Source organism: Streptomyces albus subsp. chlorinus, from assembly GCF_013302895.1.
Lineage (GTDB): Bacteria > Actinomycetota > Actinomycetes > Streptomycetales > Streptomycetaceae > Streptomyces > Streptomyces chlorinus.
In genome coordinates this window covers 5,491,315-5,512,001 of record NZ_VJOK01000001.1, presented here as the reverse complement: position 1 = coordinate 5,512,001, position 20,687 = coordinate 5,491,315, and the positions used below count along the sequence as shown (strand labels likewise).

The 20,687-nt window shown below is 73.4% G+C and carries 15 protein-coding genes and 3 pseudogenes; 3 read left to right on the top strand and 15 right to left on the bottom strand.

The annotated features are described in order from the left end of the window. A pseudogene (locus FM076_RS34140) lies at positions 1–468 on the bottom strand (hypothetical protein); the annotation flags it as partial. Positions 469–814: 346 nt separating this feature from the next. On the opposite strand from FM076_RS34140, the gene FM076_RS24235 reads away from it, so the two are divergent. Beyond that, complete coding sequence (locus tag FM076_RS24235; protein WP_173873041.1) at positions 815–1,513, top strand: bifunctional DNA primase/polymerase; 699 nt, start codon at positions 815–817, stop codon at positions 1,511–1,513. Positions 1,514–1,670: 157 nt separating this feature from the next. On the opposite strand, the gene ftsY is transcribed toward FM076_RS24235, so the two are convergent. Further along, positions 1,671–2,894, bottom strand: coding sequence for a signal recognition particle-docking protein FtsY (gene ftsY, locus FM076_RS24230; protein ID WP_173873040.1), 1,224 nt, complete (start codon positions 2,892–2,894; stop codon positions 1,671–1,673). Positions 2,895–3,019: 125 nt separating this feature from the next. On the opposite strand from ftsY, the gene FM076_RS24225 reads away from it, so the two are divergent. Next, positions 3,020–4,036: an LLM class flavin-dependent oxidoreductase gene (locus FM076_RS24225; protein WP_173873039.1), complete on the top strand. Its 1,017-nt coding sequence runs from the start codon at positions 3,020–3,022 to the stop codon at positions 4,034–4,036. 111 nt (positions 4,037–4,147) lie between these two features. Here the strand turns inward: FM076_RS24225 and FM076_RS24220 are convergent, their stop codons facing one another. From FM076_RS24220 to FM076_RS24205, 4 genes are all read right to left on the bottom strand, one after another. Continuing rightward, positions 4,148–5,578 carry a sugar porter family MFS transporter gene (locus FM076_RS24220; RefSeq protein WP_173873038.1) on the bottom strand — a complete coding sequence of 477 codons (1,431 nt, stop codon included), beginning with the start codon at positions 5,576–5,578 and terminating at the stop codon, positions 4,148–4,150. 229 nt (positions 5,579–5,807) lie between these two features. Beyond that, positions 5,808–9,389, bottom strand: a complete 3,582-nt coding sequence (smc, locus tag FM076_RS24215; RefSeq protein WP_173873037.1) for a chromosome segregation protein SMC — start codon at positions 9,387–9,389, stop codon at positions 5,808–5,810. A gap of 257 nt (positions 9,390–9,646) precedes the next feature. Further along, positions 9,647–9,853 (bottom strand): hypothetical protein, encoded by a 207-nt coding sequence (locus tag FM076_RS24210; RefSeq protein WP_173873036.1) that lies wholly within the window; start codon positions 9,851–9,853, stop codon positions 9,647–9,649. Between the two features lie 312 nt (positions 9,854–10,165). After that, positions 10,166–10,429, bottom strand: coding sequence for an acylphosphatase (locus tag FM076_RS24205; RefSeq protein WP_173874974.1), 264 nt, complete (start codon positions 10,427–10,429; stop codon positions 10,166–10,168). 341 nt (positions 10,430–10,770) lie between these two features. Here FM076_RS24205 and FM076_RS24200 point away from each other — a divergent pair, with 341 nt between their 5' ends. Continuing rightward, positions 10,771–11,580: a CAP domain-containing protein gene (locus FM076_RS24200; protein WP_173873035.1), complete on the top strand. Its 810-nt coding sequence runs from the start codon at positions 10,771–10,773 to the stop codon at positions 11,578–11,580. A gap of 79 nt (positions 11,581–11,659) precedes the next feature. On the opposite strand, the gene mutM is transcribed toward FM076_RS24200, so the two are convergent. The 9 genes and pseudogenes from mutM to FM076_RS24155 all read right to left on the bottom strand — a co-directional run. Continuing rightward, entirely contained in the window at positions 11,660–12,514 is an 855-nt protein-coding gene (gene mutM, locus FM076_RS24195) for a bifunctional DNA-formamidopyrimidine glycosylase/DNA-(apurinic or apyrimidinic site) lyase (RefSeq protein ID WP_173873034.1), read from the bottom strand. Between the two features lie 110 nt (positions 12,515–12,624). Beyond that, positions 12,625–13,500: a ribonuclease III gene (rnc, locus tag FM076_RS24190; protein WP_173874973.1), complete on the bottom strand. Its 876-nt coding sequence runs from the start codon at positions 13,498–13,500 to the stop codon at positions 12,625–12,627. 19 nt (positions 13,501–13,519) lie between these two features. Continuing rightward, positions 13,520–13,693: a 50S ribosomal protein L32 gene (gene rpmF / locus FM076_RS24185; RefSeq protein ID WP_173873033.1), complete on the bottom strand. Its 174-nt coding sequence runs from the start codon at positions 13,691–13,693 to the stop codon at positions 13,520–13,522. Positions 13,694–13,695: 2 nt separating this feature from the next. Then, positions 13,696–14,292: a YceD family protein gene (locus FM076_RS24180; RefSeq protein WP_173873032.1), complete on the bottom strand. Its 597-nt coding sequence runs from the start codon at positions 14,290–14,292 to the stop codon at positions 13,696–13,698. A 150-nt stretch (positions 14,293–14,442) separates the two neighbouring features. Beyond that, positions 14,443–15,632, bottom strand: a pseudogene (locus tag FM076_RS24175) (cell division initiation protein). Positions 15,633–15,701: 69 nt separating this feature from the next. Continuing rightward, positions 15,702–16,181: a pantetheine-phosphate adenylyltransferase gene (gene coaD / locus FM076_RS24170; RefSeq protein WP_173873031.1), complete on the bottom strand. Its 480-nt coding sequence runs from the start codon at positions 16,179–16,181 to the stop codon at positions 15,702–15,704. Positions 16,182–16,234: 53 nt separating this feature from the next. After that, a complete protein-coding gene (gene rsmD / locus FM076_RS24165; RefSeq protein ID WP_173873030.1) occupies positions 16,235–16,834 on the bottom strand; it encodes a 16S rRNA (guanine(966)-N(2))-methyltransferase RsmD in 600 nt (199 codons plus the stop codon). A 458-nt stretch (positions 16,835–17,292) separates the two neighbouring features. Further along, positions 17,293–19,542 carry an ATP-dependent DNA helicase RecG gene (gene recG, locus FM076_RS24160; RefSeq protein ID WP_243275075.1) on the bottom strand — a complete coding sequence of 750 codons (2,250 nt, stop codon included), beginning with the start codon at positions 19,540–19,542 and terminating at the stop codon, positions 17,293–17,295. A gap of 171 nt (positions 19,543–19,713) precedes the next feature. Further along, positions 19,714–20,687, bottom strand: a pseudogene (locus FM076_RS24155) (DAK2 domain-containing protein); the annotation flags it as partial.

Genomic DNA, 20,687 nt, shown 5'->3' with positions numbered 1-20,687 from the left:
CGGCACCAGCCAGCGCTGCATGGGTTCGATCAGGGCGGGGCCGGCGGACATGGCCAGGGAGTTGCCCAGGAAGCCGCGGCGGCCCAGCATCAGGTCGCTGCGGGTGAAGTCGCTGATCAGCGCGACGGTCTGGGGGCCGGCCCAGGGCAGGTCCACGCCGGAGGCGGCCGGGGAGTGCCGTGCGGGCCGCAGCCCGAGGTCCTCGACGGGGACGACGCAGCCGAAGCGCTCGGAGAACAGCTCGGAGAGGATGCGGGGGATGGGCTCGCGCGGCTGCTCGCCGTCCAGCCAGCGGCGTACGCGGGAGGTGTCGGTGCTGATGTGGTGCGCGCCCAACTGCCGTGCCCGGCGGTTGACCTGGCGCGCGAGCTCGCCCTTGGACCAGCCACTGCGCACGAACCACGAGCCCAGCCGCTCGTTCGGGCTCTTGGCCGTCCGGCCTCGCTCAGCCACTGGTAACGCCCCCATCCCGCCTCGGCGCCGCGCGCCGGGTTCGGGTCCGGTCCGCGCTCCCCCGCACGCCCCGCCGCACCCTCGGCCCCGCCATGCCTGAGGCATAGTCCGCTGCCGCGCTCTCTCCACTGTGTGTACCGAAAGTAATCCTACGATCACGGTCCAGGCGAGCGTAATTGCAGAATCGCCACCATTCGCCACCCCTTCGAATGAACTCAGGGGCGCTCATCCGCGCTTGACTTGACACCAGGGCATGAACTCCCTGGAGAAATCCCCGATCCTGCCTCCGCCCCCGCCTTCCCGCCGTCACTGTGTGCAACAACGACGTAACCATCAGCTTTCGGGACCCGTTGGAGTGAGCATGGGCTTCACGATCGGCGCCATCGGCGGTCTCAGCGGCATCCGCGAGATCCGCGAACTGCGGCCCGGTGCACGCAGGCGCGGACGCGCCCAGGTGTGCACCGCTGTCGCGGAGTACACGAGCCTGTGGGGATGGGATGTGATCCCCGGCGCCCGCGCCGTCCGCGCGGGCGGCCGCGTCAGCTGTTCGTGCGGCGCCACCGCCTGCCCCTCCCCCGGCGACCACCCCCTCGACGCCACGCTCGAAGTGCCCGCGGGCGCGACCCTGGACGAGGCCACGCGCGCGTGGGCGCAGGTGCCCGGCGCGGCGATGCTGCTGCCCACCGGCCGCTTCTTCGACGTCCTCGACGTCGCCGAGGGCGCCGCCCGCTGCGCGCTGGTACGGCTGGAGCGCATGGGGGTGCCGCTCGGCCCGGTGGCGGCGACCCCGCACGGGCGGGCCTGGTTCCTGGTCGCCCCGGGCGCGGCGGCCGAACTGCCCGAGCTGCTCTACCGGATGGGCTGGGACGACACCGGTCTGGATCTGCGGGGCAGGGGCGAGGGCGAGCACATCACGGCGCCCCCCTCCGACCTGGCCGGGCTGGGGCCGGTCCGCTGGCTGCGGCCACCGACCCTGGAGGCCGCCGGCCGGCCGCCGCAGGCCCGGCTGCTGCTGGGCACGCTCGCCTACGTCTGCCACCGCTCGGCCGCCGCACGCTGACGGCGTCCTGCTGACGCGGCGCCCGCACACCGGCGGCGCCCCGCAGCGGGCCGCACACCAGCGGGCCGCACGCACACCGGCGCCGCCGCGACGGCTCAGGGGTGCGTCGCGACGGCGCCGGTCCATGTGCGCGCCCGCCAGGTCCGGGAACGTCCGCTCAGGCCTCCCCGACCAGGGCGTCGACGAACGCCTCCGGCTCGAAGGGCGCCAGGTCGTCGGCGCCCTCGCCCAGTCCGACGAGCTTGACCGGGACGCCCAGCTCGCGCTGCACGGAGATGACGATGCCGCCCTTGGCGGTGCCGTCCAGCTTGGTGAGCACGATGCCGGTGATGTCCACGACCTCGGCGAAGACCCGGGCCTGCACCAGACCGTTCTGCCCGGTCGTGGCGTCCAGCACCAGCAGCACCTCGTCCACCGGGCCCTGCTTCTCCACGACGCGCTTGACCTTGCCCAGCTCGTCCATCAGACCGGTCTTGGTGTGCAGCCGGCCCGCGGTGTCGATCAGCACCACATCGGCGCCGGCCTCGGTGCCCTGCTTGACCGCGTCGAACGCGACCGAGGCGGGGTCACCGGCCTCCGGGCCCCGCACGGTGCGGGCTCCCACCCGGGTGCCCCAGGTCTCCAGCTGGTCGGCGGCCGCCGCGCGGAAGGTGTCGGCGGCGCCCAGCACGACGGATTTGCCGTCCGCGACCAGCACCCGGGCCAGCTTCCCTGTGGTGGTCGTCTTGCCGGTGCCGTTGACGCCGACGACGAGGACCACCCCGGGACGGTCCTCGGCGCCCTGCGTCTCGGTGTGCACGGTGCGGTCCATGTCGGGGCCGACCAGCGTGAGCAGCTCCTCGCGCAGCAGGCCGCGCAGCTCCTCGGGGGTACGGGTGCCGAGCACCCTGACGCGCTCGCGCAGCCGCTCGACCAGCTCCTGGGTGGGACCCACGCCGACGTCGGCGGTCAGCAGGGTGTCCTCGACCTCTTCCCAGGTCTCCTCGTCCAGGTGTTCCCGGGACAGCAGGGTCAGCAGTCCCTTGCCGAGGGAGTTCTGGGACCGGGACAGCCGCGCGCGCAGCCGTACGAGGCGGCCCGCGGCCGGCGCGGGGATCTCCACCTCGGGTGCGGCCTCGGCCGCCTCGGGGGTGACGGGGGCCTCGGCCTCCGCCTCGGGGAGGCCGACCTCCTCGATCGTGCGGCGCGCCCCTTCGGGCGGCGCCTCGGTCTCCTCCCCGACGGTCGGTTCGGCGGTTCGGGTGGGGGTTTCGGTGGTGCTCTCGGGAGTACGGGTCTCCTGGGGCCCGGCCGCCTTCTTTCTGCGCCCGGTCACCACGAGCCCGCTGATCGCGGCGAGCGCGACCACGGCGATGACTACGACAAGGATGACGATTTCCATAGCGGCTCCAGTATCCGCCACCGCCAACGCTTCCCGGCCCTTCCGTCCCCGCCCCGGCCATTCCCTCTTCGCACGCGCTGGGCTACGGTCCGTCACCCGCTGTGCCGTCCCGAGGGAGCTGCCACGTGGCCGTGACGACCAACATCCGCTTCAACCTCGTCCAGCCCCCGCCTCCTTCGGGCGGACCGGTACCGGCCGACGCGCTGCGCGAGCGCTACCGCGCGGCACTGGAGATGGCCGCCTTCGCCGACGAGCACGGTGTGACATCCCTCATCGTCGAGGAGCACCACGGCTCACCGGACGGCTGGCTGCCCTCCCCGCTCGCCCTGGCGGGGGCGCTCCTGGGGCGGACCCGCCGGACACTGGTGACGGCCTGCGCGGTCCTGGCCCCGCTGTACGACCCGCCGCGGCTGGCCGAGGACATCGCGGTGCTCGACCTGGCCAGTGGCGGGCGGCTGGTCACGGTGGCCGGGATCGGCTACCGGCCGCAGGAGTACGAGGCGTTCGGGCTGGACTTCTCCCGGCGCGGCCGGCTGCAGGACGAGGCGCTGGAGACGCTGCTGGCGGCCTGGACGGGCGAGCCCTTCACCCACCGCGGCCGCACGGTACGCGTCACGCCCCGCCCGTACACCCGTCCGCACCCGCCGCTGTTCGTCGGCGGCAGCTCACGCCCGGCGGCCCGCCGGGCGGCGCGGCTCGGACTGCCGATGTTCCTCTCCGCCCACCTTCCCGAGGTGGCACACCACTACGAGGAGCAGTGGGCAGGGCAGGGCGAGCCGCTGTGCCTGATGCCGCCGCCCGAGCTGCCCGTCGTCCATCTGACCGAGGACCCGGACCGGGCCTGGGACGAGCTGGGCGCGTACTTCCTCTACGAGGCGCGGCAGTACGCCTCCTGGCAGACGCCGGACGTGCGCTCGCTGATGACGGCGCGGGCCACCACGGTGGAGGAGCTGCGCGCGGAGGGCGTCTACCGCTTCGTCACGCCCGACGAGTGCCTGGCGATGGCGGCAGGCCAGCCGGCCGGGAACCGGCGGCTGCTGCTGCATCCGCTGTGCGGCGGGATGCCCGTCGAGGAGGGGTGGCGCTCGCTGCGGCTGCTGGCCGAGGAGGTCCTGCCGCGACTGGCCGGGACCGGGGACTGAACGCCCGCGCGGTGGGGCGCGGCCGTCGCGTCCGACCCCGGACAGTCCGCTGCCCCGGCTCCTGGCGAGGGGGCCGGGGCAGCGCCGTGAGAGGAGTGGGCGGCGGGGGCTTCAGCCCATCTCCTCCAACGCCTTGCCCTTGGTCTCCGGCACCCACTTGAGGATGAACGGGACCGAGAGCAGGGCGAAGACCGTGTACACGATGTAGGTGGTCGACAGGTTCCACTCCGACAGGCTCGGGAAGCTGGCGGTGATGGCCCAGTTGGCGATCCACTGCGCGGAGGCGGCGACACCGAGTGCGGCGGCGCGGATCTTGTTCGGGAAGATCTCGCCCAGCAGCACCCAGACGACCACGCCCCAGGAGAGGGCGAAGAAGAGGGTGAAGGTGTGCGCGCCGACCAGCGCCACGACGCCTTGGGTGTCCGGCAGCGAGACCTTGTCGCCGGAGCCGGTCTTGTAGGAGAAGGCCCAGGCGACCAGCCCCAGCGAGACCGTCATGCCCACCGACCCGATCAGCGCCAGCGGCTTGCGGCCGACCCGGTCGACGAAGGCCATGGCGATCACCGTGCCGACGATGTTCACGATCGACGTGGTGAAGGAGTAGAAGAACGAGCCCTCGGGGTTGATCCCGACCGACTGCCACAGCGTCGAGGAGTAGTAGAAGACGACGTTGATGCCGACGAGCTGCTGGAAGACCGAGAGCCCGATACCGATCCACACGATGGGCAGCAGCCCGAAGCGCCCGCCCAGCAGGTCGCGGAAGGTGGACCTGTGCTCGCTGCGCATCGCCGTCTCGATCTCGTCGATCCGCGCGTCGAGGCCGGCGTGCTCGCCCTCGACACCCGCCAGCACCCGGCGGGCGTCGCGCTCGCGGCCGACGGAGATCAAGAAGCGCGGGGACTCGGGGATCGCGAAGGAGAGCAGGAAGTAGCCGACCGCGGGGATCACCATGATGCCGAGCATCCACTGCCAGGCCTCCAGCCCGGCGACGGTGCCTCGCTGGTCGCCGTCGGCCAGGTTGAGGATGCCCCAGTTGACCAGCTGCGAGACGGCGATGCCCAGCACGATGGCGCCCTGCTGGAAGGAGGCCAGCCGGCCCCGGTACGCGGGCGGGGAGACCTCAGCGATGTAGGCCGGGCCGATGACCGACGCCATGCCGATGGCGATGCCGCCCAGGACGCGCCACATCGCCAGGTCCCACAGCGCGAAGGGAAGCGCCGATCCGACGGCACTGACGACGAACAGGACCGCGGCGAGGCGCATGACGAGGATGCGGCCGATCCGGTCGGCTATGCGCCCGGCTATCGCGGCGCCTATGGCGCTGCCGATCAGTGCGGCGGCGATGACCTGCGCCAGCATGGCCGAGCCGACGTGGAAGCGGCCACGGATCGCCTCCACCGCTCCGTTGATCACTGAGCTGTCGTAGCCGAAGAGGAAACCGCCCATGGCGGCTGCGGCGGTGATGAAGACGACACGGCCGAGGGGGGCGGTCCGGCCGCTGCCGGGCCGCGCCTGCGGCACTGCCTGCGCTGTGCTGGTCACGTTCTTCTCCTGAGGTACCCCGGCGACGGTGCCGGGTAGGGAGTCACCGTCAAAGCCTCGAAGGGGGATTGGCGCTCAGCGCGCCCGACTCCGAGTTCACGGGGACACCTCAGACTGTAAAACTTCAATTCATGAAGTCAATAGGTCCAGTCTTGCGACACTGACCACAGGAGATGGGAAAGCTTCCTTCGGTTTGTGAAGTGATCCCGGTTATGAAGTGATCCCGCTCTCAGGTGAGGCGCTGGCTGATCACCTTGGAGACGCCGTCGCCCTGCATGGAGACGCCGTAGAGCGCGTCGGCGACCTCCATCGTGCGCTTCTGGTGCGTGATCACGATGAGCTGGGAGCTGTCCTTCAGCTCCTCCATGATCCGGATCAGCCGCTGGAGATTGGTGTCGTCCAGCGCCGCCTCGACCTCGTCCATCACATAGAACGGGCTCGGCCGGGCCTTGAAGATCGACACCAGCAGCGCGACCGCCGTGAGGGAGCGCTCGCCGCCGGACAGCAGCGACAGCCGCTTCACCTTCTTGCCGGGCGGCCGGGCCTCGACGTCCACCCCGGTCGCCAGCATGTCGTCGGGGTCGGTGAGCACCAGCCGGCCCTCGCCCCCGGGGAAGAGCCGCGCGAAGACGCCCTCGAACTCCCGCGCGGTGTCGTGGTACGCCTCCGTGAACACCTGCTCGACCCGCTCGTCCACCTCCTTGACGACCTGGAGCAGATCCGCGCGGGTCTTCTTGAGGTCCTCCAGCTGCTCGCTGAGGAACTGGTGCCGCTCCTCCAGCGCCGCGAACTCCTCCAGCGCCAGCGGGTTGACCTTGCCGAGCTTCTGGTAGGCGCGCTCGGCCGCCTTGAGACGCTTCTCCTGCTCCGCGCGCACGAACGGCACCGGCTTGTTGCGCGGGTGCTCGGGGTCCTCGGGCAGCACCTCGCCCTCGGCGGGCGGCGAGGGCGGAACCAACTGGTCCGGCCCGTAGTCCCGGACCAGCCCCGCCGGCTCGACGCCCAGCTCCTCCAGGGCCCTGGTCTCCAGCTGTTCGATGCGCATGCGCTTCTCGGCGCCGAGCACCTCGCCCTTGTGGACCGAGTCGGTCAGCTTGTCCAGCTCGTCCTTGAGCGCACGCCCCTGGGTACGCTCCTCGGCCAGCGCCGCCTCGCGCTCCGCCTTGGTCCGCTCGATCCGCTCCCGCTCCTCGCGGGCCCGCTCCAGCGACGCCTCGATGTGCGCGAGCAGCTGGCGGGCACCGTCGGCGACCGCCTCGGCGACCTCGGCCTCGTGGCGGAGCCGCGCCCGGCGCTCCTCGGCACGGGCGCGCGCCTCCCGTTCGGCGCGGGCGCCCCGGTCGAGCGCGTCCGCGCGGCCGGCCAGCGCCTTGACCCGCTCCTCGTGCGTACGCACCTGGAGGCGGGCCTCCATCTCCGTCTGGCGCGCGTTGGCACCGTCCGCGGCGAGGCGGTCGCGCAGGGAGGTGTCCGGCTCGTCGGAGGCATCCGCCTCGTGCGCCTCCTCGGCCACGGCCAGCCGCTCCGCCAGCTCGTCGGCCTCCTGCCGCGCCCTGGCGAGAGCCTCCTCGGCCTTGGCGACGGCCCGCGCGGCACGGTCGGCCTCGCCCCGCGCCGCGCGGGCCTGGCCCGCCAGGGTGCCCACCCGGCCGGCGAGACGGGACTTCTCCCGCTCCGCCGAACTGCGCCGGCGCGCCAGGTCCTCCACCACGGCCGCCGCCTGCCGGCGCGCCTCCTTGGCCCCCGCCTGCGCTGCACGGAGCTGCTCGCAGCGGGACTCCAGCTCCTCGAGCCGGGCCGCCGCCTCGTCCACCGCGGCCTGGGCCTCCAGGAGGGAGGGGGCGCCCTCCGAGCCGCCGCTGGCGCGGTGGGCGGAGAGGACGTCGCCCTCGGCGGTGACCGCGGTGTGTCCGGGGTGAGCCCTGACGACGGCCTCGGCGGTCTCCAGCGTGTCGACCACCGTGGTGTCCGCGAGCAGGAACTCGACGGTGGGCCGCAGTTCGGGCGGTGCGGTGACCAGGGCCCTGGCGGGGGTGCCCCGGTCGGGGGCGGCACCGCCGCCGGCGCCGGGGAAGGACGGCACGCGCCGCGCCTCGCTCTGTACGAGCAGCGTCGCCCGGCCGCCGTCCTCCTTGCGCAGGAGACGCAGGGCCTCCGCGGCCGTGGCCAGGTCCGCGACCGCGACCGCGTCGGCGGCCGAGCCCAGCGCGGCCGCTATCGGCAGCTCGTACCCGGGGGTCACCGTCAGGAGTCCGGCGGCCGGGCCGAGCAGCCCGGTGAGGCGGTCCTTGGCCGCGAGCAGCGCGGCCGTGCCGTCCTTGCGCCGCAGGTTGAGGGCCAGGGCGTCGTGGCGGGCCGCGGTGGCGGCGCGTTCGCGCTCGGCCTCGGTGAGGGCGTCGCGGGCGGCGCCGAACGCGGCCTCGGCCTCGGCCAGTTCGCCCTTGGCCGCCTCGTGGCGCCCGGCCAGCTCCTCGTCGCCCTCGTCCAGGCCGTCGGCCTCGCCGCGCAGGGCCTCGTACTCCTTCTCGGCCGCCTCGGCGCGTTCGAGTGCCTCGTCCCTCGCCGTGACGAGGCGGTCGATCTCGGCCTGCGCCGAGGCGACACGGCTGCGTGCCGCACCCGCCTTGCCGCGCAGGCGTTCGAGCCCCTCGCGCCGGTCGGCGAGGGCCCGCGCCTCGTCCCGCAGCCGGCGCTCCTCCGCTTCGAGCCGGCGCTCCAGCTCGCCACGGTGGGCGACCGTCTGCTCCAGGGCCGCGGTGGCGGCCTCCAGTGCCGCCTCCAGCTCGGCCTCCTGCTCGCGGATCCGCGCCGCCTCGCGCTCCATCTCCTCCGGGTCGCGGCCCCTGCGCTCCTCGGGCTGGGTGGCGGCGGCGTGCTGGACGCGCTGGTCGGCCAGGCCGATGGTGCCGCGCACCCGCTCGGCGAGCTGGGAGAGTTCGTACCAGGTCTGCTGGGCCCGCTCCAGGCGCGGGGCGAGGGTACGGACCTGCTGCTCCAGGTCGGCCTCGCGGCGCAGCGCCTCCTTCAGCTCCGCCTCGGTGGCCTGCTTGCGCCGCTTCAGCTCGGCCTCGTCGGCCACCTCGGTGCGCAGGGCCTCGCGCAGCGCGACGAGGTCGTCGGCGAGCAGACGCAGCCGGGCGTCCCGCAGATCGGCCTGGATGACCTGCGCCTTGCGGGCGACGGCGGCCTGCCTGCCGAGCGGCTTGAGCTGGCGGCGCAGCTCGTCGGTGAGGTCCTGGACACGGGCGAGGTTCGCCTGCATGGCGTCCAGCTTCCGCAGCGCCTTCTCCTTGCGCTTGCGGTGCTTGAGGACGCCCGCCGCCTCCTCGATGAAGGCGCGGCGCCCGGTGGGGTCGGCGTGCAGCACACCGTCGAGCTGGCCCTGCCCGACGATGACGTGCATCTCACGGCCGATGCCGGAGTCGGACAGCAGCTCCTGGATGTCGAGCAGACGGCAGGTGTCGCCGTTGATCTGGTACTCGCTGCCGCCGTTGCGGAACATGATCCGGGTAAGGGTGACTTCGGAGTACTCGATGGGCAGCGCGCCGTCGGAGTTGTCGATGGTCAGCGAGACCTCGGCCCGGCCCAGCGGCGGGCGCCCCGTGGTCCCGGCGAAGATGACATCCTCCATCTTGCCGCCGCGCAGCGACTTGGCGCCCTGCTCGCCCATCACCCAGGAGAGGGCGTCGACGACGTTGGACTTGCCGGAGCCGTTGGGGCCGACGACGCAGGTGATGCCGGGCTCGAAGCGCAGCGTCGTGGCGGAGGCGAAGGACTTGAACCCCCGCAGTGTCAGGCTCTTGAGGTGCACGCGTCCGGACCCTACCGAGATTGGCCCGGCGATGTCGCGCCGACTGTCCCGAAGGCGCGTGCCGGGTTGGGCCCGGTGGTTTCACCTGTACGGCGTGAGGGCACATCAGACGTAACGAAGGGCACTCCCCTCGCCACTCGGGTTCGGGGCCGCACCCCTCAGGTATCCGTCAGGGAAGAACAAAGGGACGCCGAAGCGTCCCTTGGGTATTGCGAGTACGGCTGGTTCTGCTCAGCCTGTCCGGTCCGCGTGCCGGATCAGGTCAGCGCAGGCTCCGCCGTCGTCACGTCCATGTCTTCGAACACCGAGTCGCGGTGCCGAGCGGCGGCGGACAGAGCGTCGTTCTCGGCCTGCATCCGTACGAGTTCGGATTCGAGGTCCTGGACACGCTGCTGCAGCCGTCGCATCTCGGCGAGCACTCGGGGGTCGGAGCCGCCGACGTAACCGAGAAGCGCCTTTGCCATGATGGATGGTCCTCCACACTGAGTGACCGACCGTGGGTCTGGTGGGTCGTGAGGGATTCGCACCGTTGAGGGTCTGCTCTGGACTTTTACTTCAGAATCTCTGGATCAAACAGCTCAGGTGCGCGGGGATTCCAGGATCTCACCAAAAGGTTTGACGGTCAACACGATCACGCGTGACGCCCCCGGGTGTGCCTCGGCTCGACGGCGTCCGGCGCCGGAGCAGGCCGACCCCGGGGGCCGCGGGAAAGATCCACTGCGCTGACTCGTTGCGGCAGCTTTGCACGGTACGGCGCGAATGGCAACCGTTATGGATCAACGGATCGCGAACCCCCGGTACCCGCCGCGAGGTGTGTCCCAGATCTCGGTGACACCGTCCACGCGTCCGGGCGTGTCCCCGCTTCGCAGCCATTCCAGGAGCTGTTCGCAGTCGTCCCGGGTGCCCTCCGCCACGATCTGGACCCGGCCGTCCCCCAGGTTGAGGGCGAAGCCCACGAGCCGTCCGATGCGCAGGGCCGCCGCGCGGGTGAACCAGCGGAAGCCGACCCCCTGGACCTCGCCGCGCACCCACGCGGTCATCCGCGCGGGCTCGCCGGGGCGCGGGGCGGCCGTCTGCCCGGGCACCGCGCCAGACCCCGGCGCCGTCCCCGGTACGGCTCCGGGCACCCTTCCCCCGGGCTCCTCTTCGCACACCTGTTCGTATACGGGTGTGTCCAGCGATCCGTCCGCGCCGTCGTCGGTCGGGTTGATGGCAGCCATGGGGTGCACGCTATCCGGACGATTCCCGAGGGGGCACATCCACCCCCGTGCGGATGCCGTACATTGCCCGTCAACTCTCTTCACACACCGGCCACACTCCCGGGTGAGGAGAGGGAGAACAGTGACCTGCGTGACCGCCGAGCCATGTGAGGACAGCACAGATGGGCCGCCATCGACGCTCGACCCCCGCTTCCGCTCCCCGGGCCGGGATCCTGGGCGCCTCCGCCGCACTGGCGGTGGGCGCCGTCGCTCTCGCCTCCGGACTGGTGCCCGGCGCAGGCGGGTCCGGCGACCACCAGGAGGGCCGGGTACGGGCCCAGGACGGTCCCCGCACCCCGGCCGCACCGGCCTCCGGCTCCCCCACGGACCGCCCCGCCACCCCGGCCGCGGGCGGAACCGGCGAGCGCCACGAGGGGTCCGCCTCGGCGCCCGCCAGGAAGCCCTCGCACCCGGCCGGGACGCCACGGGACACGCCCGCACCGTCGCGGTCCGCGCAGGACGGCGGACAGGAGAGCCCGCGCGGGTCCCGCTCCGGCGGCGACCGCGAACCGGAGCCGGCCGGAAGCGGCGGCGGCACCGCGGCCGCCGACCAGGAGGCCGCCGCCGAGCGCGAGGTGCTCACCCTGGTGAACCAGGAGCGGGCCAAGGCCGGCTGCCGGCCCGTCAGCGCCGACGGCGAGCTGGCCGCGCTGGCCGGCGGGTTCAGCGAGGACATGGCCCGGCGCGGCTTCTTCTCGCACACCTCACCCGACGGCGAGAGCCCCTGGGACCGCGCGGAGGCCGCCGGAGTCGAGGACCTGGGCGGCGAGAACATAGCCCGCGGCCAGGCCAACGCCCGCTCGGTGATGGACTCCTGGATGCACAGCCCTGGGCACCGGGCCAACATCCTCAACTGCGACTACCGCACTCTGGGCGTCGGCGCGCACTTCGCCGAGGGCGGCCCCTGGTGGACCCAGGACTTCGGCTTCTGATTCCGGCTTCCGGTTCCCGCAGGGCGCCCGCACGGCGGGGCGGGGGCCTCCGCGGGGCGCGGTCACTTCCGGGGCGCGGTCACTTCCTGGGCGGGCGCTGGCAGCGGGGGCAGAAGTAGCTGGAGCGGTTCATCCAGGGGCTGCGGCGCATGGGGGTGCCGCAGCGGCGGCAGGGCTCGTCCTCGCGCCCGTAGGCGTCCAGCGAGCGGTCGAAGTAGCCGGACTCGCCGTTGACGTTGACGTACAGGCTGTCGAAGCTGGTGCCGCCCTGCGCCAGTGCCGCCATCATCACGTCCCGCACGTGGCCGAGCAGTTCGGTGGTCCGCGGCCTGGTCAGTGTGGCGGTGGGGCGGTCGTAGTGCAGCCGGGCGCGCCACAGCGCCTCGTCGGCATAGATGTTGCCGACACCGCTGATCAGGGACTGGTCGAGCAGGGCACGCTTGATCGTCGTCCGGCGGCGGCGCAGGGCCGCGTGGAAGCCGTCCTCGTCGAACGCGGGGTCGAGCGGGTCCCGGGCGATATGGGCGATGACCTCGGGGAGCCCGTCCTCGGCCGCCGGGTGGAGCGAGAGCCCGCCGAACGTGCGCTGGTCGACGAAGCGCAGCTCGCCGCCGTCCGCGTCCTCGAAGGTGAACCGCACCCGCAGATGGCGCTCGTCGGGGGTGCCGGCGGGCTGTATCAGCAGTTGGCCGCTCATGCCGAGGTGGGCGAGGACGGCGTGCGCCCCGTCGTCGACGGGCAGCCACAGGTACTTGCCCCGCCGTCTGGCCGGACCGATGCGGCGGCCCGCCAGCCGGGCGGTGAAGTCGGGCGCCCCGGCCGCATGGCGCCGGATGGCGCGCGGGTGGAGCACCTCGGCGGCCGTGATGGTACGGCCGCTGGCCCAGCGTTCCAGGCCACGGCGGACGACCTCGACTTCCGGCAGCTCGGGCACGGTGCCTCCTCCTCGGTCTCCTCGGGCGGCAGGGCCCCGTGGACACCGGGGCCGGTCACACCACGGCCGCCCCCTCTCGGAGGCGGCCGTGCCGGGATGGTGGGGTGCGGTCAGCGGGAGGCGGCGGTGCCCTCGTCGCTGGACTCGCCGCGCCGGCCGTCGGGCACGGAGGCGCCCTCGGCCCGCGCACCGGACGAGTCCGCTCCGCTCCCCTGCTCGGCCGTCGCGGCCTCGCCGGGGGCCGAGATGGCGCGCCAGGCGGCCTCGGCCGCCTGCTGCTCGGCCTCCTTCTTGCTGCGTCCTGTGCCGGTGCCGTACGCGACACCACCGACGCGGGCAGCAGCCGTGAAGGTCTTCTCGTGGTCGGGTCCCGTCTCGGAGACGAGGTACTCCGGGACGCCGAGCCCCTCGGCCGCCGTCAGCTCCTGGAGGCTGGTCTTCCAGTCCAGGCCGGCGCCGAGGTTGGAGGAGCGCTCGATGAGCGGGTCGAACAGGCGGTGCACCAGTGCGGAGGCGGCCTCCAGCCCCTGGTCGAGGTAGACGGCCCCGATGACCGCTTCCAGGGTGTCGGCGAGGATCGAGGCCTTGTCGCGGCCTCCTGTGCCCTCCTCGCCCCGGCCGAGGCGGATGAAGGCACCGAGGTCGAGACCCCGGGCGACGCCCGCCAGCGCCCGCGAGTTGACCACCGCGGCCCGCAGCTTGGCCAGCTGGCCCTCCGGAAGGTCCGGGTGCATGCGGTACAGGGTGTCGGTGACGACGAGTCCGAGGACGGAGTCACCGAGGAACTCCAGACGCTCGTTGGTGGGCAGCCCGCCGTTCTCGTACGCGAAACTGCGGTGCGTGAGCGCACGCACCAGAAGGGCGGACTCCAGTCGGTAACCGAGCCGCCCTTCCAGAATCGCGTGGGACGAGGCCGCGTCCACCAGCTCCGCGGACTCCCCTCCCTTCCCGGGAGTGGGGTCCTGGGGAGTGCCGGCGTTGGACATGGAGCCTGTCACCCGCCGATCAGACCTCGAGGACCTGACGCTTGTTGTAGGTGCCGCAGCTCGGGCACGCGATGTGCTGCAGCTTGGGCTCGCGGCAGCGCTCGCACTTCACCAGGGTGGGGACCGCAGCCTTCCACTGCGACCGGCGGTGGCGCGTGTTGCTGCGCGACATCTTCCGCTTCGGAACAGCCACGGCTACTTCTCCTGTGAGTCATCCCCGTCGGCGCGGGGCTCGTTTTCCTTCTCGCCGTCCTTGATGGTTCCGGCGAGTCCCTGCAGTGCCGCCCAACGGATGTCGACGGCGTCTTCGTGCCGGTGGTCGGGCTCGTCCGCCAGCCTGGTCCCGCAGTCGGGGCACAGGCCGGGGCAGTCCGCACGGCACACCGGCTGCAGCGGCAGTGCGAGCACCACCGCGTCACGCAGCACGGGTTCGAGGTCGAACAGGTCGCCCTCGAGGAAGTACGTCTCCTCGTCGTCCTCGTCCTCGCCGGGTTCCGCCACGGGGCGGCCCCGGTCGTCGGCGTCGGGGTAGGAGAACATCTCCTGGAAGTCCGCTTCGACGCGCTGGTCGAGCGGCTCCAGACACCTTACGCACTCCCCCGTCAGCGGCGCACGGGCGGTACCCGTCACGAGTACCCCCTCCATGACCGACTCGAGCTTCAGGTCGAGCTCGATCGTCGCCCCGTCGGGGACCTTGATGAACTCGATACCGAGGTCGGCGGGGGCTTCCACCTCGCGGGAGAGCCGCTTCATCGCACCAGGACGCCGCCCCAGCTCGCGCGTGTCGAACACGAGGGGGGAGCGGGGGTCGAGGGGGGCGTTCAGGGCTTCCTGCTTTCATCGGGTGGGGCGTGGGCCGCGGCTGCACTCGCGGCCGAAGAGACAGGATACTTGACCACTCCCCCAGGACCCAATCCGCGCCCGGCACGCCGGGGGCCGGGCTCAGCCGCCCTGGCCGTGGCGCTGCTCGTAGGCCCTGACCTGCTCGATGTCGATCATGCTCGTGTCGAACAGGCTGGTCTCCTCCAGCTGCGTGTGCGGCGGCGCCTGGGGCGGGTGACCGGGCTGCTCGGGGTGCGGGTACTGCTGCGCCTCGTACCCGGCGTACGGGTCCTGCTGCTGTCCGTAGCCGTAGGGGTCGTGCTGCTGCGGGTAGTACGCGTTCTGCTGCGCGTAGCCCTCGTACGTCCCGTACGTCTCGTACGCCTCGTGAGACTCGTAGCCGTCGTACCCCTCGTACGGCGCCGGCTGCCCGGGCTGCTGCTGGGGCTGGGCGTATCCGCCGTAGGGGTCGGCCGCCGGGGGCGGGCCCTGCGGCTGCGGGGGATGTGCGCGGGCCGCGGCGGCTGGGCGGGCGGCTGCGGCACCCCGGCGGGAGCCGCCCCGGACGCCGGGTCGGCGGTCGCCAGCCCGGCCAGGTAGTCGGCGTCGCTGGTGTGCGCCGCGTACCCCGCGGCGCCGTCCTGCGCGGCCATGTGCGCCGCCAGCTCGTCGCTCGGCTCGTGGCCGCGCAGCTTGAGCCGGCCGCGGCCCACGGCCTCCAGCGTCTTGGCGAGCACGGCGGCGACGGAACCGAGCCGCGCCTCCACATAGCTGTCGGCACGGCGTTGCAGCTCGCGCGGGTCGGCGGTGCGCTCGGGAAGACCCGCCTCGTCCCCGTACCCCTCGTGCCACTCCCCGGGATCCTGGCCGCGGCCCAGCAGCTTCTCGCGGCCCCGCTCGACGGAGCCGAGGGTCTTGGAGAGGACGACCTCGAAGTTGGCGAGCTTGCCATCGACGTAGTCGTCGGCCTCGGTGCGGATCTCCTCCGCCTGCCGGCGCGCGTCGGCGAGGATGCGGTCGGCCTCCTGCTGCGCGTGCCGGGCGACCTCGGTGGCGGAGACGAGGGAGGCCCGCTCGGCCTGCGCCGCCTCGATGACGCGCTGCGCCTCCCGGTGCGCCTCGGCCACGACCTGCTCGCGGTCGCCGAGGACCTCCCGGGCCTCGGCGAGGGAGCCGGGCAGCGCCTGGCGCACGTCCTCGAGCATGGCGAGGAGCTCGGCCCGGTTGACCACACAGGAGGCGGACATGGGCATCGAGCGCGCGCCGTCGACGGTCGCCACGATCTCGTCGAGTTTCTGCTGTACGTCCACGGGGGTGACTGTACGGCCAGTGGGCGCGGGCCCGTCACTCCTTCCCGGAAGGAGGACCGGCCGCGCGGGTCACCGCGAGCCGAGCCGCTCGGCCAGCGCGCGGTTCACGGTCTCGGGCACCAGGTGGGAGACGTCGCCGCCCCAGGCGGCGACCTCCTTGACGAGGCTGGAGGAGAGGAAGCTGTAGGTGGGGTTGGTCGGCACGAAGAGCGTCTCGACGCCGGAGAGGCCGTTGTTCATCTGCGCCATCTGCAACTCGTAGTCGAAGTCGCTGACGGCGCGCAGGCCCTTGACGATGGCCGGGATGTCGCGCTCCTTGCAGAAGTCGACGAGGAGCCCGTGGAAGGCCTCCACGCGGACGTTGCCGAGGCCGGCGGTCACCTGGCGGATCAGGTCGATCCGCTCGTCCACCGTGAAGAGGCCCTGCTTGGACTTGTTGATCATCACGGCGACGTGGACCGTGTCGTACAGCCGGGAAGCGCGGTCGATGATGTCGAGGTGGCCATTGGTGATGGGGTCGAAGGACCCCGGACAGACAGCGCGGCGCACGGGCACTTCTTCGCTCTCCTCACGGCGGGGCCCAGGCTCCGCCTCAGGTGATCTCAGCATGACGCGGGAGTAACTTCCCGCGCGGCGGCGCGACCGTACCAAAGCGTTCCCTCGCCGTAGCGACGGGACCGGAGCCCCTCGAAACCCTCCGGCCAGCGGAAATCACCGCCCCTGGTGCTGCGCTCCACGGTGGCCAGGGCGTCCCCCGCCAGCCAGTGTCCGGCCCGGAGTGTGAGCAGTATCTCCCTGACCTCCTCGTCCGGGACCGCGTACGGAGGGTCGAGAAAAACCAGGTCGTAGGGGTCCCGCGGCGGCTCGCCCGCGATCACCTGGGCCGCCTTGCCGGGGCGCACCTCGGCCCCCGGCAGGCCGACGCCGCGGACGTTCTCCTTGATGGTGCGCAGCGCGCGGGCGTCCGTCTCGACGAGCAGGACGTGGGCCGCGCCCCGCGACAGCGCCTCCAGTCCGACGGCGCCGGAGCCCGCGTACAGGTCCAGCACGCGCAGGCCCCGCCATGCCGCGGCCCCGCCGAGCTGGGCCTCCCAGCTGGAGAAGAGGCCCTCGCGGGCCCGGTCCGAGGTCGGGCGGGTGCCCGTGCCCGGCGGTACGGCCAGCCTCCTGCCGCCTGCGGCTCCGGCGATGACGCGGGTCATGGAGCGTGCCCCTCACAGCTGGTCGTCGGTACGGGTGGTCGTCCGGGTGGGCCGTCGTGGACGGCGGGGCGGGTCGGGTGCGGGCCGCCGTCGGACTCCCGCGGGGTCGCCGCCTGCTGGTCCGGTGGACGCCGGGGACCGGGGCCGCCGCGTCCACCGGACGGCGGGTTCGCCGCCGTCCGCCCCCGAAGAGGATCCCATGCCCGTCGGACCGCCGCTCAAGGGCCGCCACCGCGCCTCGCGTCCCCCCCGCGCGGGCCCGGTGACCCTTCGCGCCGCCCGCCGTCCCGGACCGGGTCATCGCCGGGCCACCGGGGTTGGCGCGGTGGTGGCGCCGGGGTGGCCGCCGTGGTGGCCCGGACGGGAGGCGGTGCGGCGCCCACCGAGGGGCGCCCTCGTGGCCGCGCCGCAGGGTCCCCGTCGGCGCGCGGCGCCGCCCGTCCGGGGACGGGCGGCCCTCAGCCCTTGTCGAGGTACTCCTCCCGTTCGGCGTCCAGGAGGGCGTCCAGCGCCGTACGCAGTTCCGGGTGCTCCTCCAGGTCGGGGTCGGCGGCGACGAGGGCGGCGGCCTCGTCGCGGGCCTCGGCGATCACGTCCTCGTCCTCGATGACGGCGAGCATCCGCAGGGAGGAGCGGACGCCGGACTGGGCCTGGCCCAGCACATCGCCCTCCCGGCGCTGTTCGAGGTCGATCCGGGAGAGCTCGAAGCCGTCCAGTGTGGCGGCGACGGCGTCCAGGCGGGTCCGCGCGGGGCTCTGCGGCGGCATGTCCGTCACCAGCAGGCAGAGGCCGGGTGCCGAGCCGCGGCCGACGCGCCCGCGCAGCTGGTGGAGTTGCGAGACGCCGAAGCGGTCGGCGTCCATGATCACCATGCCGGTCGCGTTGGGCACGTTGACGCCGACCTCGATGACGGTGGTGGCCACCAGCACGTCCACCTCGCCCGCGGCGAACCGCCGCATCACCTCGTCCTTGGCCTCCGGGGGCATCCGGCCGTGCAGCGCATCGACCCGCAGCCCGGCCAGCGGCCCGGCGGCCAACTGGGCGGCGATGTCGAGGACGGCGAGCGGCGGGCGCTTCTCCTCGGCGTCCGCGCCGCCGTCGTCCTCCTCGCCCTCCTCCAGGACCGCTTCCTCGGGGGCCGGCGTCCGCTTCCCCGGTTTCCCCGGCCGCTCCTCCTCGTCGCCGATGCGCGGACAGACGACGTACGCCTGGTGGCCGGCCTCGGCCTCCTCCCGGATCCGCTCCCAGGCGCGGGCGAGGAAGTGCGGCTTGTCCTTGGCGGGCACCACGTGGGTGGCGATCGGGGAGCGGCCCGCGGGGAGTTGGTCGAGGACCGAGGTCTCCAGGTCACCGAAGACAGTCATGGCGACGGTGCGCGGGATGGGTGTCGCCGTCATCACCAGCAGGTGCGGCGGTTGCCTGCCCTTGGAGCGGAGCGCGTCGCGCTGTTCGACGCCGAAGCGGTGCTGCTCGTCCACGACGACCAGGCCCAGGTCGTGGAAGGTGACCTTGTCCTCGATCAGCGCGTGGGTGCCCACGACGATGCCGGCCTCGCCGGTGGCCAGGTCCAGCAGGGCCCGGCGGCGGGCGGCGGCGCCCATGGACCCGGTCAGCAGCACCACTTTGGTGCCCTGGTCGGCGCCGCCGAGCATGCCCGCCCGTCGCCCACCGCCGCCCTTCGCAGGAAGCTCTTCGCGCTGCCGTGCCTGATTGGCCAGTTCGCCCATCATCGCGGTGATGGAACGGTGGTGCTGCTGGGCGAGGACCTCGGTGGGGGCGAGCATCGCGGCCTGGCCGCCCGCGTCCACGGTGGCCAGCATCGCGCGGAGCGCCACCAGCGTCTTGCCGGAGCCGACCTCCCCCTGCAGGAGCCGGTGCATGGGGTGTTCGGTGGCCAGGTCGGCGAAGATCTCGCGGCTGACCTCGCGCTGCCCCTCGGTGAGGGTGAAGGGCAGCCGCTCGTCGAACGCCTCCAGCAGCCCGCCGGCCACCGGGCGGCGGGGCACCGCGGGGAGTGCCGTCTCCTTGGCGCGGCGCCGGGCGAGGGCGACCTGGAGGACGAACGCCTCGTCCCACTTGAGCCGGGAGCGGGCCTCGGCGATGTCCGCCTTGCCGCGCGGCCGGTGGATCTTCTCGAACGCCTCGGGCAGCGGGACGAGTCCGCGCTTGGCGCGCAGCGGCTCGGGCAGCGGATCGGTCAGCCCGCGCCAGCCGGTGGCCTCCAGCGCGCTGAGCAGGGTGGCCACCGACTGCTCGATGCTCCAGGAGGAGAGCTGCTTGCAGGCGGGGTACAGCGGCAGCAGCGCGTTGGCGAACCGCTCCACCGTCTCCTGGGCGGGCGTCCCGTCGTCCTCGTCCAGCAGCTTGTAGTCCGGGTGGGAGAGCTGGAGCCTGCGGTTGAAGACGCCGACCTTGCCCGCGAACATACCGCGCTTGCCGGGCAGCAGCTGACGCTGGTGGTAGTGGACGGAGCGGCCGAAGAAGACGATCTGGAGGCGCCCGCTGCCGTCGGTCAGGGTGACCTCCAGGCGCTGGCCCTTGCCCCGGTTGAACTTGTGCACGCGCGCGTCGTGGATGCGGGCGACGACGGTGACGTGCTCGTCCAGCGGCAGCTCGGACAGCCGTGTCAGCTCCCCGCGTTCGGCGTAGCGGCGCGGGTAGTGGTGCAGCAGGTCACCGACGGTGCGCAGGCCGAGGTGCTCGGCCATCGCCTTGGCCGTGTTGCCGCCCAGCAGCGCCTTCAGCGGCTCCTGGAGGGGTTCGCTTCGCGTCGTTGGTGTCGAGGACACTTGTGTCGAGGCCACGTTTCCATCCTGCCGGACGGGGGTGACAGCGTCCGTGTCACGCGCGGTCCGGGCGCGCTTGGCGCGTCCGCGCGGCTACTCGACACCGATGAGCAGCTGCGCGTCCTGCTGGCGCCCCTCGTAGACGACGGTGTCCACGGCGAGGTGGCTCGCGCGCACGTACGCCTGGAGCGCCTCGGCGAGACCGGCGGGGGCGTCCTCGCCCAGGACGAGGGTGACCAGTTCCCCACCGGGCGCGAGCATGCGGGCGAGCACGTCCCGGGCGACCTGGAACGTCCGCTCGCCGATGAGCGCCACGTCGCCCTCGACGAGCCCGAGCACGTCCCCGGCCTGGCACACGCCCGCACTCGTCCACGCCTGCCGCGCGGCGACGGTCACCTCTCCGTACCGGGTGGCGCCCGCGGCGGAGGTCATGGTGACGACGTCCTCGTCGAAGCGGCGGTCGGGCTGGTGCACGGCGAGCGCGGCGAGGCCCTGGACGGCGGCGCGGGTGGGAATGACGGCGCAGCGGACGCCCTGCGCGCGGGCGGCGTCGGCGGCCCGGGCGGCGACGGCGTGCAGCTCACCCCTGTTGGGCAGCAGGGCGACCTCGCCGGCCCCGGTGGCCCGCACCGCGGCGAGCAGCGCCGCCTCGCCGGCCGCGCCGGCGGCGGTCAGGGTGCGGGCACCGGCCTGCCGGCACAGAGCCGCCAGCCCCTCCCCCGGTACGACGGCGACCACGGCCCGGCCCGGCTCCGGCGGGGGCCCGGCCGCGCAGGGACCGGTGTCCTCGCGGGCCGTGGGCAGGTGTGCGACGCGGATGCGGTACGGGCGTCCGGCCGCCAGGCCCGCCTCGATCGCCGCTCCGGCGTCGGCGACGTGCACGTGGACGCTCCACAGGTCCTCGCCGCCGCCGATGACCAGGGAGTCACCGAGCGGGTCGAGCCGTGCGCGGAGCGCGGCGACGGCGCCGGGGCCGTCCGCTTCGAGGAGGTACATCACCTCGAACTCCGGCGGCGCGGCGTCCGAGGCCGCGGGCCCCGCCGGGGCCGGCGCCGCAGGAGCCCGGT

Coding starts and splice junctions, on each gene's coding strand:
- FM076_RS24235 (WP_173873041.1), top strand. CDS start 815: ATGGGCTTCACGATCGGCGCCATCGGCGGTCTCAGCGGCATCCGCGAG.
- ftsY (WP_173873040.1), bottom strand. CDS start 2,894: ATGGAAATCGTCATCCTTGTCGTAGTCATCGCCGTGGTCGCGCTCGCC.
- FM076_RS24210 (WP_173873036.1), bottom strand. CDS start 9,853: ATGGCAAAGGCGCTTCTCGGTTACGTCGGCGGCTCCGACCCCCGAGTG.
- FM076_RS24205 (WP_173874974.1), bottom strand. CDS start 10,429: ATGACCGCGTGGGTGCGCGGCGAGGTCCAGGGGGTCGGCTTCCGCTGG.
- FM076_RS24200 (WP_173873035.1), top strand. CDS start 10,771: ATGGGCCGCCATCGACGCTCGACCCCCGCTTCCGCTCCCCGGGCCGGG.
- rnc (WP_173874973.1), bottom strand. CDS start 13,500: ATGTCCAACGCCGGCACTCCCCAGGACCCCACTCCCGGGAAGGGAGGG.
- rsmD (WP_173873030.1), bottom strand. CDS start 16,834: ATGACCCGCGTCATCGCCGGAGCCGCAGGCGGCAGGAGGCTGGCCGTA.
- recG (WP_243275075.1), bottom strand. CDS start 19,542: ATGGCCGAGCACCTCGGCCTGCGCACCGTCGGTGACCTGCTGCACCAC.